Source organism: Labrys sp. F242 (genome assembly GCF_057813875.1).
This window is the reverse complement of the sequence record NZ_JBVASG010000049.1, coordinates 1-289: the sequence shown is the minus strand read 5'-3', so window position 1 is coordinate 289 and position 289 is coordinate 1. Positions and strand designations below refer to the sequence as shown.

Here is a 289-nt window from a genome sequence, read left to right as displayed (position 1 = left end):
CCCCAATCCCGACCTCGATACCGCCAAGGTCATCTCGGAGCTCGGCAAGGGCGAGGCCCTCGTGTCCTTCCTCGAAGGCAATGGCGTGCCATCGATCGAGCAGCGGGCCCTCATCCTGCCTCCGGCGGCACGGGTGGGCGCCATCTCGCCAGCCGAACGCCAGGCGATCCAGCAGGCCTCTTCGCTGCGCGGCAAATATGTAACCGTGGTCGATCGCGAATCCGCCTTCGAAATGCTGCAGCGTCGCGTGTCCGAGGAGGCTGCGCCTGCCGAGCCGGCGGAGGAGGGG

At 67.8% G+C, this 289-nt stretch carries 1 protein-coding gene; it reads left to right on the top strand.

Features of this window, described 5'->3' with window-relative positions; genetic code table 11:
* Positions 1-289: helicase HerA-like domain-containing protein (locus ACZYTC_RS34395; RefSeq protein ID WP_488991775.1), on the top strand; the 289-nt coding region annotated here is incomplete at both ends.